Below are 14,128 nucleotides of genomic sequence, written 5' to 3'. Positions count from 1 at the left end.
TCGAAATTCTTCTTTGATAGCTCCCTGATAACAGGGGCGATAAGTACTGTCCAAGAAGTCTGAGTGGCTTGATCACGACACTGACCAACACGACCTTCGACGACGAGCTCACGGGTTCCGATTTCGAACAATTCGTCTATTCCGGCATAGTGCTCTGTACAACGCAATTGAGCGATATTGTATTTGCGCTCATCTGCAGATTGTTTCAGGTATAGGAGTATACCTTGACCTTCTGTTATATGTCTCTCACAAACGTGGCAAGTCGGCGTAGACTCTGCGAGTGTTAGTAGGTGTAGTTTCTTTGCTTGTTCTCGTAGCTCTTCAGCGACACTCTCTTGTTCGGTTGGGATTGTTGTTTTCATGGGTGTCAACGCTAGAGACCCTGCCTCCGGTGCGCCTACACCGGGGGATATTCTGCATCGTATTTTCCCACAGTGGCGCGGGCTCTATCCATAATGATAACTCATAGTGGTAAAAGCCTTTCGGACTTCTCATAATGGGTGGCTTGGTACCGTCAGGACTAATCCGAATGGAACTACTGGTGTTATCTAATGGGGAAGAGAGATGACAAAACAGGTCGATATACCGGAAAATACCCTAGAGAAGCATTTCTCGAAACGATTCAAGCCTCAGACCAGATGCTTGGAACTGGTGAAATAGCTGATGCTGTTGGATGCGCACACGATACGGCTTATAAACGGCTTCAAGAGCTAGAAGAGGAGGGGCTATTGGAATCACAAAAAGTGGGAAACACGCTATTATGGGTTCTTACTGAATAACGAGCTCTTCTCGCACACTCCCGCAATAACGTGTAGCATACCCTATTTAGGCCATCATAGCAGATCCCAACGAGAAGAGAGAACCGTCAAGTTGTATAAAAGTCAGGATTGCCAGAGTCTCGTAACGCGAGCTACTATGCCAAGAAGTTGCTTGACGCCTGAAATCAACACCACAACACTCCCCGTTATAGAGATGTAACACTCGGTGAGCAACTCGATCAGCAATCGCCCCGACCAGCTTTTCTCAGAGCGAATGTCCATAGGCGTTTAGCTCTCGACTGAGAAGCAATACGCACAAAACAGATGTACGACAGAGATGAGAGGCCACTCGGTGCTGTCGCTGAGAGTGCCTATGAGGTTCTTCTAGAGACAATTGACCCTGAAAACGGTATCACACGCAGTGATGCACACGAGCGACTACTCGAAGCAGATTATGCAGAGGCTGATGCCGAATACGCGATTGATCGACTGTTGAGCCGGGGCTATCTGTATGATGTTAACAGCCAGTTATTCGTCACCGAAGATGAGGATTTTGAGGAAATCGAGTAGGCTCAGCTGGCAGAACAGGGTGGTTACTGAATCGGCGGGCGGATTGATTGGTGACGAAGATCTAGCTCCTCACCGGTGCTGAACTGTACCCGGTAGATGATTGAATCTCGGTCGTCACCGGTGACCGTGCCCGCTTCGTCCTCTAAGATATCCACGATCTGTCCATGCTCGCCATGATATCGGTCGTGATCAGGATCAGTCTCATCGGGAATATCGATCCGAACTCTGTCACCCGCACTGTAATCGGTTGTCTCATTCGAAGTCATAATCTGATGATATATAATTTAATTTGCGAACAGTTACTTGTATTGTGTCGATTCGGATTGGGAAGTTAGCTTTGTACATTGGCGTCAAGGAAACACGTGATCGGCATTATCTGTTTTTGCTACCGCCTATCTCAGGAGTCTAATTAAACGTACAAAACTAAGCAATTTATATGAATTTTGATAATCAGTGAAATGTATTCTGGTGATATTTGTTGATTCTCACAGAATTTTTATTAAGGGCGGTATACCTTCGGATAAAAACTAAAGTTCGTTTTAGACGTGAAGGCCGACTCGTCAATTCGATCAGGCTCTGAAAGTCTCCAAATAAAATCGTAATAGTTGATCGTGGTTTCGAGAACGTTTGGATCGTGGGTTTGGAGGCCTGCCTCCGGGTTATAGAAGAAGCTATTTTCCATCAGATTTGCGCTCCCAGCAACCACGGATCCATCCTCAGGAGTCCCCGCGATGAATAGTTTCGCGTGGATCCCGGTTTCACCAATATATTTTTCGTCGTTTTGTTTTATTTCTTTGATTTCAGTATGATCGTGGAATTCTTTAAATCGTGTGTATGTGCGTAATTCTAGATTTCCTTCGGTGTCACCAAGTCGGGTCAGGAGATTCTGTTTGAGGTTATTCCAACCACGCGGACTTGGCAGTCTGAAGAGGAGCCGAATTGTAACGTCATGCTCCAAGAGATGGCGGAAGGTGGAGGTATAATCCTGAACCGCGAAGTTCATCCAGGGTGACATGATCCTGAGGACTGACTCCGTCTCATCATCTTGGAGCGGATAGTGACATACCTCAGAGACTATATTACTGAAGGTCTCCGCATCCTCAGGCTGTTCGTCACGCCAGTTCTTGATTTGTCGCACTTCGTCACTCAGGAGTGCACTATCACCGACGTACTGGTCGACCTGATAGTCGTCTAGATAATTCGGATCTAACATTGAGAAGACGAACGTTGTTGGACTGACTCGGAAATTATCGAGTCGATGGATAATGGATTCCATCAGTGCCTGTCGCTGCCGAGTCCAACCTTCAGAGAGTCGGTGTTTGAGTTCAGATAGACCTTGAGCTTTCGTATTAAGATCTGAAAGCTGTCCAGTGATCCACTGACGATATTCAGTAACAGGCTTCTCGGCAGATGAGGGAGCACTATATGCCTCCTCGAACTCAAGGAGGCCGTTTTCAAGCATCACTTCGAGACCGGCATCGCGGAGTGTCGAATGAATCGTGAACTGGTCTTTCTTGAGTTGTCCAACGAGGTAGTCGACGACTACGGGACGGTTTTGTTGGCTTGCCGTTGCGCAAACGACGGCAGCAGCCTCAGGTATGGGCCACTCTACGGGCGTCACCGAGTCACTCCCCATGCCAAATTGGAGTGCTTGCACCATTCGGCTTCGCTTGGCACCGAAAGATTCCTGCAGTTCCTGAATTCTTGCCGTGAAGTCCTCACTCAATAGGGTGGTGACGAATTCGGACAAATCAGACCGGGTAAGGCATAGGGGTAGACTTGCCTCGGATATAGAAGGTCGTTCGCTGGGAAGAGAGAAGTTAGCGGACGCCAGAAGTGCTTCGCTGACCGCAGCAGACTCAACGCCCAGACGAATTCGGAGGCGTTCAGTAAGCACCCATGCAGCCTCTGGACGCGAATAATCTGCACCTATCCGGAGTGCTTCCAGAACACCGGTGTCGTATTCATAACCCTGAGTCGTTCGTCGAACCACTCCCAGAGCACGAAGGAGACGGATTGCAGATTCATCGGCGATGGATCTCAGATCACGTGCTGGCACTACAATGGACTCCCCCTCGTCTGTTTGGCGAAGTTGATCGACGCCTTGGCGTAGACAACGCATCACAGCCCCAGAGGTCTGATACGCTGCCCCAACCACGTACTGTTGTGCGGTCTCTGCGTCTGCACAGACTGCGGCCTCCCCGATGGGTTCTTCGAACCATGCTGTACAGACCGTCTCAAGGAAGTCACGATACGTTTCCCAGTCTAAATCGAAGTTCGTACGGACGACTTCAATATCATAGGCGCGTCGAAGAGCGGACTCAGCATGAGATGAATTCGTATGCATCCCGGCATTCGCGAGAAGAAGCGTCTCTGGAGAAACTCCCCAGAGGTCGTAATCATCAAACTCGTCGAAGGCCGCTGGAATCTCCACATCCATCAATAAGGATAACTTGCGACGAGACCACTTGAAATTCGGGTGCCCAGACACAGGGGTGGGTTTATGTGCAACCGATGCGGTGACTAGCCGTGCCTTGGATCAAGTCCATCGAGTAAATTGAGTAACCCGGTCTTATCGAACGTGTAGTCTTTGTTATCTTCGTCACAGCCGTACTGGAAAATGCATTCGGGACAGCCCGAGGAGCACTCACACTCACTGAAGTTTTCTTTCATGACAGAAAGCGCATCTGTTAGTTCCACTAGCTCGCCATTTTCAACATTATAGAGTAAGTCGGTCACACCATTTCCACCGACTGTACTCTCGAAGATGAACGCCTCCTCATCGCCCTCCTCGTAATCGAACGACTCTTGCAGAGACCGAATTTCGACGCCACCGATTCGCTGGAGTGCAAGTCGAAACCCATGTGTCAACGTATGGAGCTGCCGTTCCGTCAAGGATCCTGGAGTCGCGGACGTAATTTGGAGGCCTTTGGTTTGGAACATCCGGCCGACCATCACTTCGCGCTGCTTAGATCTATTATGTTCTGGATCACGGAGGCAGACTGGATCGTCATCAGTATTTTTTGACACTACGCTGTTGCAGTGGCGCTCACCGCAGAGTGTGAGAGTTTGCTCTTTCGGATCGCTATCTCCGTCACTGTAGGAAGTCGTGAAGGAATCAACGGTTTCGGTGATTTCGATGCTGCCATGGGTGAGTTCAGCGACTGGGGTTCCGTCGGAATCGGTAAGTATGACGCTGTCTTCAGTTTCGAAATCTGAGACCCGCGTTGTAACGTGCGCGAACGTGTTCTGGGGTGACGTATGGTAGCTGGAAAGTGGATAGATATCTTCTGCGCGGCGATTTCTAATCTTCCGTTCCTTGTCGGACAGTTCGACACGCTTGAGCGCAATCGGCTCAACCTGGTCAACATCGGAACCGGTTGCACCGCAGGAGGGACAGGCAGACTGTCCATTCCATTCTTTTTCGGTACCACAGTTACTACAGCGTAGACGTGTCCCGATCTCTGCTCGGAGTTCCTTGGTGCTCTCGGTGTCCTCGTGAACCCGAGTTACGACGTAACCGCGTTTGTTCTTGAGATTGTAGGCGTATGGATGGAGTTCCCGCAGTGCCATCGCAGCATTGCGATCCCAACTTGATTCTTGTTCTTCGTTTATTTTTCCGGTCTTCGGATTCCGACGATATCTTGTTACAGCAACTGAGTCTCCAAACGCTCGTAGCTGCGGCGTGTATTCCGAACGTAGCGACCGTTCATGGACGTTTGAGAGACTCATCTCATTGTATTCGCTTAGCAACTCGTCAACAGTTTGAATCTCGTTACGGACAGTCTCAAGCTCCCGAGTTGCTTCCTCAACTTCTTCGTCATCGTCGTCCGTGGTGAAATCACCAAAGCCTGTGTCCTGGTTCGAGTCCGCGATTATTTCACTAAGTTCCTGCCGTCTCTTCTCAAGCTTTTCTTGCTCGGTTTCGAGATCGTTATGATATTCGTAAGCGAACCGAACTAATCGCTCGCCAAACTCAGAGAGTGCTTCATCAATTAGCTCTTTGTACTCCTCTTTTGCAACTTTTACCTCTGCGTCCTCCTCACAGTTCTTGCAGGTGCCACTGACTGCAGAATCGTAGATATGACCACAGTTTCGACAGTAGGCGTAATCGAGAAGATCTTCGAGCCACGCTCGTACTCCCTCATCGGATTGGGCAACTTGCTCTAACACAGCCAAAACTTGGCCTTTGTTTGTCTCCGTTACATCGGCGTGATACACTTGATTGAATGTAAGGTGATCACTTGGGGCCGCGCTGCGCGCGGAATCTTTCTTAAATCGGTTCCACTCTGACGGTACTGGGGGTGTGATTTTCGACGCCTCGATATTTTCTTCGCGCTTCCAGGGGATGTGGTAGTTTGCTGCGATATAGTCCATAACTGCCCACGTGAGTGCAGAGCGAAGCACGTGCTCGTTGTGCTGGTCTAATGGAATTGGTTTTTCCTCAGAACTGATAAGCTTCTCTGGCTTTTTATGATAATAGAAGTCGATCGGGTTTCGTTTACTGATTGTTGTCACAAGAGATTTCGCTTCAGAACGTCCAGCACGTCCGATACGTTGGAGATATGCGTTCGTGTTCGGCGGTGAACCAAGTAGAAGAAGAGTATTGAGATCGCCGATGTCAATCCCAATTTCCATCGCTGGTCCGGTCGAGAGGAAGTTCGGAACAGAGTTCCGCTTGAATTCGTGTTCAATGCGGCGGCGTTCATCGGCTTTAAGATCGCCTTTATATACTTGACTCAGAAGCAACCGTGTCTTAGTCGTCGCTGCCCAGTAAGCATCCCGGTTGAAATGCGGTGATTCGAGGGTTGTCCGTTCCGTATAGGGGATATCAAAGTCAACAAAATTTTCTTTTTGATAATCCTTGACACGGGCAGCAGCATCACTGATAAACTTGTCTTTCTGTGGCTTATATCGAATTGGCTGCCCTGGTTTTACGGCTCGAACCAGGATTTTCTCTGGATTGAACTGGACGCGATCAGAATCGTTGTCAACTTCAATAAGATTGTTCGCCCGAAGATCAGCGATGACTTCCGTGGGGTTGTCGACGGCACGATCCTCGCGGAGTGTCTCCATCAAAGATTCGCGAGTAACTCGATTATTTTCGAAGAGTTCCGCACAGGCCTGTTTATGCTCGTATTGATCGGGTGTTTCCGCAAGGTCGATATTGAGGAGACCATTCGATACCATTCGGCCATATGTGCGACCGTAATCTCCATTGAACAGTCGGTACGAGCCGGGTAGCAACTCCCCAGTAATCGTGCCAGTCCACTCGATAAATCCAATTTCGTCATCGATAATATCGGAGGACGCACCAAGATCATTCCAGTATGTTCGCGCTTGGTCACGTGTCTCGGCGATTAAGTCTGCGAGTGTTGTTTCATCTGTTTCTTCGACGTATCGGAGCATCTGCTGTTGAATGAACAGCAGTTTCTCAGGTTCGTCGAAGTCGTTCGCGAGCCGCTCCATATCATGATATGAGTCTGCGAACGACATGAGCTTCCCAGTGCTTTGATCGACGTTTTCGTCAGCGAGCTTTCGCAGTATGAACTGGCTCATCGTAACGCCGGTGTTTGTCGGGGATCTCATCAAGTGATCATAGTCACGATGTGAATGATAGCAAGGAAGCGCATGTTTCGCCGTAGATGGCGTCTGCAGCCGAATGTTGCCGTCTTGGTCGCGGTACGCTGCACGCAGGTTGAACGACTTGTGGATGCGCTCAATGGCGTCGTCGTCGTGCTTCGTACATCCTGATCCTGGGAGGTAATACACATCGTTCCGGTTTGCGTTACATTCCGTGCAGTAGTCAGCTTCCTGTGTATCAACATATGCGGACAGTACGAACGTATTTCGGCCACAGGAGCACCCAGATTTCAATTTATGCGGGTTGTGACGTTCACTGTGTGCCTCATCCGTGCAGACCCACGGCAGAACAAGTCGTGGAATGAGCCTCTCCTCACAAACCGAACATTCAGTACCAAACTGATCCTGACCGTGCTTTTCACAGTCTGGATTATCACATTCTAGTGAGAGATCGTCTTCAGCAATTATATCGCCGCCACAGTTACCGCAGGCAGGATCTGTTTGTGTGACCGTATTTGAACACTCTGGGTTTTTGCAAGCGATTCCATTCTCGGTTCGAGTCAACAGTCCATCACAAATCTCACAGGAGCCGAGGCTTTCACTTGGGATGGTTCGCTGACCACAGGATTCACACTCGTATTCTGGGGTGAAGTATACGCGTGTCAGGTCACCGTGGTTTTCGTGGGTGCACTCCGGTTCGTTCGCATACAGGTATTCTCCCTCTGTTTCTTGCCGAAGTGGACGGACATCAGCGCAGTCAGGACAATACCATGCCTCGAACAATTGCTCGCCACAATTGTTGCAGAGCCGGATCTTCGTGACAAATGAGGAGTGTCCCTCGGATTCGTTACAATCGCATGACTGTGGACTTGGGTAGATACTGTGACAGTGGAGGCACTTGTAGTAGCCATCAACTGGCCAATTGAACATATGCACGCGAACTTCGAAATCTCCGGCTTCGAACAGTGAAAGCACGTTCTGAGCTGTCATTTCAGCTACCCCTGTCCCCACGTCGTACGTAGATTCAATATAATCGACAAAATCCGTAGGCCGGGGGGCATCCGTGATTGAATCAAATTCTGTCGGATCTCGAAGGACTTCGTGCAGGTGAGTTAACCATGGAATCGTCCCCGAAGTCGCTGCAGTACGAAGTACGTCATCCGGGCTCCGGCAGTCCCTGGGGGAAACACCAAGTTCGGAAATCCAGGAATAGGTCTGGATGGGTTCACCGTTGTACCAGCGGTTGATATCGGCTTGAAGTTCCGATGCATCGATACTCCCGTTTTTTACATATGTGGGGAGTGTTCCTTGTGGAGACGGCGTATCGATAGAGATATCTTCCTCAATGATTTTATACGGATCACCGTGCGGAACGCCGAAGAGTCGTTGGAAGAGCTCTTCTTTCTGGCCGACTGTAGCACTGGAGGCGATGAGGCGAAGTGGGTCGTCGATTTCGCGGGCCTGTCTTAGGCGGCGGAGCCGTTTAACCAGTGAAGAGACGTGCGCACCGAATAGCCCTTCGTAGGTGTGAACTTCGTCGAAGACAAGGAATTTGGGCTGGTCAACGAACAACTTATGTGATTGTTCGTCGTTGATATTAAACAGCCGGTAATTGATTGTATCGGGATTCGTCAGAAGAATGTCTGGCGGATTCTCTTCCATACGATCACGAGTCAAGTGGACGAATTTGAGGTATTCTCCACCGTAGGACTGTCGCGTTTTGAGGAAATACTCATTACCTTCCTTTTTTACGTGTAGCCGGGGAGATTCTGTTTCGCGTACTCTTTCATTACTTGCGAGTTCCTCAGCGATTGTGTCAGGAAGCTCAAAGAACTCAAAAGAATCCTCGAGGTATTTGTGGGTCTTCTTTCCGTCAGTGTATCCACCACGGCGTGGAGTATCTCCATCGTAGACACCAATCGTGAGGTGTTCATCATCTGCGAGCCCAGATTTCCGGTTTACGATCCAGAGATACTCGATAAATCTCTTGAGTTGATCCTGTGCAAGTGCTTTCGTTGGATACGTGAGGACTGCTTTGATGCTGTTTGATGCGCGTCCTGGGATATTCCCCTGTTTGGCGCGCAGTGCGTACTGGAGAAGTGGGATGAACCAAGCTTCGGTCTTCCCACGGCCGGTGCTCGCGGAGATGAGCGCGTGATTATCGTCGGCGAGCCACCGAATCGCTTCTTCTTGATGATCTTGAAGATTGCTGAACCCTTGCTTTTCGAAGGCCTTGATGAGTGGATCTTCGAGTCCGCCCGGCGCGAACTCGCCATCAACGGTTTCTGCAAAGGTTCGCCACGAAGTGTCACTCCACTGTGCAGCAGGCACGCCCTGAATGTAGGGGCCTTTCGACCGGATAAACGCCTGCTCCGCGGTCGTGTCGTCGTCGTGACTAAAATCATTTAGGAGTCCCTGATAGCCCCGTTGATTGTTGCCGATGAGGTACTTGGCATAGCTCTCTTGTGCGTGTTCGCCGAGTTCGATTGGATTGTACGTGGACATGTTTAGAACTGGATTGTGAGTCGTTCGCTAAATTCTTCTAGTGCTTTGAGTTCGTCTAAGACGCTTCCATCGACGCCAGCGAGTGTTACTTCTTCGTTCTGGAGGAAACGCAGCAGCAGATCGCCCGCGTCCTCACTCAGTCCGTAGTTATCACGAACGGTTTCAATGTCTATGTCGACGGCATCGTAGTCCTTCTGAGCGGCCTCAAGTTCATCGGCGTCGATCAATTGCCCGCGGTTTAACGAGTTGAGTTTCGATCTGTAATTTTGCACTGCGTCGGAGTCTTCTTGACTTCCGACATCGGGAATTCGAAGAATTGACTCCAATGTTTCTAAGTTGGTGAGTTCGGTTTTCGCTGCAGAACTAAGATTGCTTTTTACATCATCGTTGTGGCCGCTGAGAGCACTTTCGAACTCATCAAAATCGGTGCGTACGCTGCTAATATCGCTAACGTTCTCAAAGTCGTCGTATGTCTTCGCTTGGAACGACCTGATTTTGGGACGGTACTTGTGTAAGGTGTCTTCGATATCGCGCTCTGGAACCGGCGCGTCAAGCACCTCAGCGAGATCTACGGCCCGTTGCAGGACGTTATACACGTTCTCTGCGTCCGAAATTGTACTTTTAACTTCGTTGAACGCTTGATTTTTTTCCTGGCGTTCTTTTCGTTTTTCTTCAGCATTCTTTTTTTCTTCTTTCAGTTCCATAACTGAAGAAGCGAGCTTGCTCAACTGTTTGGTTTGTGCGTCCACTCCACTTTCATTTACTTGTGTACCCTGGCTCATAGTCCACTCCCGATTGCGCTCTCAATTGAATTAGCAGCGGCCTGCGCCTCGTCAAATGGTGTTATGTCCGGGAGATCGACCCCGAATTCTTCAGCCTCAAGACTCTGCTTTGTCTGCTCCAATGATTTCTCTAATGACTGCAGTTCACTGAGGAGTTCTGAAAGGGGTTCATACACCCGCTTCGTTGTGCCAGTTCTTGTGAGGCGGCGAAGTGGTCGATAGATGTCTAGTAACTCCCATGCATTAGTTGCTTTCTCAAGACGATCCATTTGTGTTCGAAGTCCGCGAACTGTCCTTTCCAAATCCTCATCGTCTAACTGACGAACATTCTGAACCACTCTTGGTCGAGAAGTATCTGAAACATTGTACGCTTTATCGATTGCTTCAAAGTCGATATCGTCCGTCGTAGACACCGACCTGAACGCCTCAGTGACTTCCCTGTGTTCGCTGAGAAGCTCGGATTTGAGGCGTTTGAGGTCGCCTGATGAGCTCTCAGCACGGAAATTTTGGATGTTTCGGGCGATTGTGCGCACATTGAGACTGTTCGGGAAGGTTAGGAAAAATTTAAATTTCTCAGCATTGGATTTTGTTTCTCCGACTTTTACCCCGTCGTCTCCACCTGAGATTTCAGCCATCTTGTCGACCAATTCCTCGGGTGAAGTCTGATTGATATGGCTTTGTAGTTTCGGGTAATTAACCATGCTTGAACGAAGGTGAAACCTGGCTCGAAATAGTCCCTTCAGTGTCTCTCGATGTGTCCCGATTTTGTACTTGTCCAGATCGAGTACACTTGGGGAGTATATCTTGTCTGCATCCGGTTTTCCCTCACCTAACGGACGGGCTAGAGCCTCCGCGGAGAACTCCGTTCCGTCGCCATTGAGCACCTTGAGCAGGTATTTCCCAAACAGAGCAACTTCATCGAGTGTGACACTGAATCCCTCCTCGATGTCTTCTTCGACACTGGAACGAAGATCGCTCACGGCCTTGTCCGCCCACCAGCGAAGTGCCTGCGGATCAACTCGGTCTGCGTCGATGTGGTCCTCTATGGAGAGGTCATCGTAGACGCCGATTCGAAGCAGGTCAATCAGCAGAGATTCGGGCAGATCACGAGAAACGATAATCTTCCGATAGTCCGGATTGTCATCGTTACTAACGTGGATCGGAACCATTCGACTTCCTTTATCCCACCAGATAGACCCCGCTGTCTGGGAGTTACGTGGCGGCGTTCGTAGGCTTGTGGGGTTATCGTGGAAGTAGCGAATAACCCGCTCCGCGCCATCTTCCAGTAGCGAGGTCTTTTTTAATTCAACGCCGTCCGCTTTCCAGTCCAGTAGCTCCTGGCGCCGCGTCTTGAACAACTCGCCGAGGCCTCCAACGGGTTCTTTATGATCTGAATCGTCAGTACAGATCCAGTATTCACCATTCCGCTCCATCGGTACCTGACAGTCCGAGCACATCGTTTCACAGTCCGGACAGTATGGAGTTCCCTCGGTCGTTTCTTCCATCTCGGTTCCACAAGTCTCACAAAAGAGTGTGTTGTCGACACTCGGTGCCCAACCATCACTCTCTATACCGAAGACCTCTGGAATCCGCTCGTCAACCACGTACTTGTTACCGTCTTCGTTCCGTTCACCATACCACTTTAGTAAACCACGGTCTGGCTTTTGATACTCCGAACTAATGGTGCTGTCTATCGTTCCGAGTTTGCTGAGCAAATCGGCGTGTTCAAACGGCGGGCTTTCATTCGTAAGAAGTCCTTCAATGACGAACTTCAGGTAGTTTCGAGGCGTCTGCTTTTTCTGATCGTCTTCTTGGAGGTTTTCGTAGACGCGCGTGAGGAACGGCTCGTTGAAAGGGTAGAGCCTCTCGCTGAACGCTTCGCTAAGATTGGATTTTGAAATGGGGAGCGATGGCGTGAAGTCTACATCTGCATCCTGCTTGATAGCTGTGAGGTATTTCCGGGCAAGATCGATGTGAATATCTTCTTGTTGAAGAAAGAGCGTTTTCGACCCTTCATCGGTTTGCTGTGTAAGTGTGACGCGCGCCTCAGTTCGGTCGTTGATGGTTTCCTCAGTAGTTAGATCCGCACGACGATCTTTCACTAGTTTCTGGTTCATGCCAGTCGTCACCCCGATAACGACATCCCAATTCGCGGCTTGGAGATCTGAAAAGAACGAGAGAATCTCATGTTGAAAGATTGTAAAACCGGCTAGGTCTTCTATTATAAGAACTGGTCGGCGATTCTGATCACGAAACCGTTCATTGAGTTGACGGAGAGTCTCTTTTAGATCCCCGACGAATAGCATATCCTTGATCGAGTCTTTCGCCTGTTTCGTTATTTTCTCGTAGAGGACATCAATTGCACTATGACTATCCGTGCCGATTTCCTGTTCGACACCAGAATAAGAGTCAATGAGAGATTCAAGTTTTTCTCGCGAGATAGGCTCAAATTCGAGTTCCTGACTAGGGTCGTCGAATGAATTAACGAATTTTTCGAGGTTCTCTCTGACCTCTTGCTTGAACCTATCACTTTGGAGAAGTCTGATTGTCTCCCTGTCTGCCTTTTCAAAAGCTAGTGTAATCTCGCCAGTTGTTTTGTCGAGAACGCCATCCGCAGGTAATTCAGCGAGCTTGCGGGCCTCATCGAGTTCCGTATCTTCGAGATATGCTGTTAAGCGCTGCAGGACTTCACGTGGTTCACGTACATGTCGGGGTATTAGGATTGGCTCGTGTTGAAAGTCGTCGTCTGGGCAGTCTTTGTATTCATCCTCAATATTGTACTTGAGCCACTGGCAAAGTTCGGATTTCCCGGAGCCAGTTTCGCCAACGATGAAAAACATCCGGTTGTCGGCGTCTTGATGAGAATCAATGACTGCCTGATAAAAATCGGATTCCGTAATATAGTCGTCTTTATCGGCCCAGTCGTCAATTTGGGTACGCTCAATCTTGATTCGGTTGATTGGGACGTGTGTAGCCTCGAACTCAGCGCGAGACTTTTGCTGGGATTCTTGGGTTACAAACTTCTCAACTGACCGCTCGGTCCAGTTTTTTGGGTATTGTGTCATGCTAGAAATCTGTGTCGAATTCAATTGTGTTCACGCCTTTCGAGCCAATCTGGTAAGTTGTCCCGGCGTCGCTCTCCTTGCGAAGGTCAATTTCAGAACGATCCTCAAGACCTGTGAGTCCGTACTGGACGTGTTTCGCGACCGACCCACCGGCAGTCCAGACCGGGAGATAGGTGTCATCAAGAGAAGACAGAACTCTCTCTAACTGGGTTGTTTGCGTCTCTCGGATTTCATTGAGGATTTGTTTCCAGAGATCATATTCAAGGACGAACGCCATCGTAGCATCGTCTCCGTGGACTTTTGTGACGACGCCGAGACAGTCCATCGTTCGCTCCCAGTAGCTCAGGTTTGTCGGGTTCCAGCCGATTTCAGGTGTGTAACCGCTCATTGCGTCTTCGAGTCCGCCCTCACGAGTTACCAGCGTCTGATTCTCTTCGGCGAGATATTCGAGGACATCGTTATATGCGCCATTTTGTCCAAACTGGGCGTGAAGGCTACTAAGAATGGAGCTTCGGGGATCGACGGCTTCGACTGAATCTTGATGTAGCCGGTAGCCGTCTGTTTCTTCGACGATTTGATCGATATCTTCCAGAAAACCAACTGCATCGCGAATCAGTTTCAGTTTATCTGATACCGATGAGTCAGTTGCGTCACCGGGGAAGAACCGACGGAGGATCTCATCCTCAGTTGTTGGTGAATTCTTGTCAATATACTCTCTAATCGCAAGGATATCGTGTCCGGTAATGTTTCTCCTTAGTACTGTCATTCTGATTTGATGAACAGGCTTTGATTTCGAACGGCCCTCAGACCCTTGCTGGCCGAATAAGAGCTGAAGGCGTGTCCAAGCTTCCTGTATTTCATATGT

8 protein-coding genes are annotated in these 14,128 nt (G+C 49.4%); 2 read left to right on the top strand and 6 right to left on the bottom strand.

Annotated features, from left to right (window positions below; translation table 11 throughout):
- The first annotated feature begins 551 nt into the window (after window positions 1-551).
- Window positions 552-779 carry a helix-turn-helix domain-containing protein gene (locus HKK80_RS10660; RefSeq protein WP_411799580.1) on the top strand — a complete coding sequence of 76 codons (228 nt, stop codon included), beginning with the start codon at window positions 552-554 and terminating at the stop codon, window positions 777-779.
- A gap of 303 nt (window positions 780-1,082) precedes the next feature.
- Complete coding sequence (locus tag HKK80_RS10655) at window positions 1,083-1,328, top strand: hypothetical protein (RefSeq protein WP_411799579.1); 246 nt, start codon at window positions 1,083-1,085, stop codon at window positions 1,326-1,328.
- Window positions 1,329-1,351: 23 nt separating this feature from the next.
- Here the strand turns inward: HKK80_RS10655 and HKK80_RS10650 are convergent, their stop codons facing one another.
- The 6 genes from HKK80_RS10650 to HKK80_RS10625 all read right to left on the bottom strand — a co-directional run bounded on the left by HKK80_RS10650 (window position 1,352) and on the right by HKK80_RS10625 (window position 14,029).
- Window positions 1,352-1,594, bottom strand: a complete 243-nt coding sequence (locus tag HKK80_RS10650) for a hypothetical protein (RefSeq protein ID WP_411799578.1) — start codon at window positions 1,592-1,594, stop codon at window positions 1,352-1,354.
- Between the two features lie 233 nt (window positions 1,595-1,827).
- On the bottom strand, window positions 1,828-3,768 hold the full coding sequence (locus tag HKK80_RS10645; protein ID WP_411799577.1) for a hypothetical protein: 1,941 nt from the start codon (window positions 3,766-3,768) through the stop codon (window positions 1,828-1,830).
- Between the two features lie 83 nt (window positions 3,769-3,851).
- Entirely contained in the window at window positions 3,852-9,416 is a 5,565-nt protein-coding gene (locus tag HKK80_RS10640; RefSeq protein WP_411799576.1) for a DEAD/DEAH box helicase, read from the bottom strand.
- Window positions 9,417-9,418: 2 nt separating this feature from the next.
- Window positions 9,419-10,198 carry a hypothetical protein gene (locus tag HKK80_RS10635; protein WP_411799575.1) on the bottom strand — a complete coding sequence of 260 codons (780 nt, stop codon included), beginning with the start codon at window positions 10,196-10,198 and terminating at the stop codon, window positions 9,419-9,421.
- Window positions 10,195-13,263: a hypothetical protein gene (locus HKK80_RS10630; RefSeq protein ID WP_411799574.1), complete on the bottom strand. Its 3,069-nt coding sequence runs from the start codon at window positions 13,261-13,263 to the stop codon at window positions 10,195-10,197. Before HKK80_RS10630 ends, HKK80_RS10635 begins: the two co-directional genes overlap by 4 nt.
- Before the next feature lies 1 nt (window position 13,264).
- Entirely contained in the window at window positions 13,265-14,029 is a 765-nt protein-coding gene (locus HKK80_RS10625) for a hypothetical protein (RefSeq protein ID WP_411799573.1), read from the bottom strand.
- Window positions 14,030-14,128: the final 99 nt, after the last annotated feature.

Source organism: Halonotius sp. F2-221B, from assembly GCF_046719765.1.
Lineage (GTDB): Archaea > Halobacteriota > Halobacteria > Halobacteriales > Haloferacaceae > Halonotius.
This window is presented reverse-complemented; position numbering and strand designations above follow the sequence as displayed.

What these genes read in the sequence shown, in the direction of transcription:
- HKK80_RS10640 (WP_411799576.1), bottom strand. Translation starts at nt 9,416, where the DNA reads ATGTCCACGTACAATCCAATCGAACTCGGCGAACACGCACAAGAGAGC.
- HKK80_RS10655 (WP_411799579.1), top strand. Translation starts at nt 1,083, where the DNA reads ATGTACGACAGAGATGAGAGGCCACTCGGTGCTGTCGCTGAGAGTGCC.
- HKK80_RS10625 (WP_411799573.1), bottom strand. Translation starts at nt 14,029, where the DNA reads ATGACAGTACTAAGGAGAAACATTACCGGACACGATATCCTTGCGATT.
- HKK80_RS10630 (WP_411799574.1), bottom strand. Translation starts at nt 13,263, where the DNA reads ATGACACAATACCCAAAAAACTGGACCGAGCGGTCAGTTGAGAAGTTT.
- HKK80_RS10635 (WP_411799575.1), bottom strand. Translation starts at nt 10,198, where the DNA reads ATGAGCCAGGGTACACAAGTAAATGAAAGTGGAGTGGACGCACAAACC.
- HKK80_RS10660 (WP_411799580.1), top strand. Translation starts at nt 552, where the DNA reads ATGGGGAAGAGAGATGACAAAACAGGTCGATATACCGGAAAATACCCT.
- HKK80_RS10650 (WP_411799578.1), bottom strand. Translation starts at nt 1,594, where the DNA reads ATGACTTCGAATGAGACAACCGATTACAGTGCGGGTGACAGAGTTCGG.
- HKK80_RS10645 (WP_411799577.1), bottom strand. Translation starts at nt 3,768, where the DNA reads ATGGATGTGGAGATTCCAGCGGCCTTCGACGAGTTTGATGATTACGAC.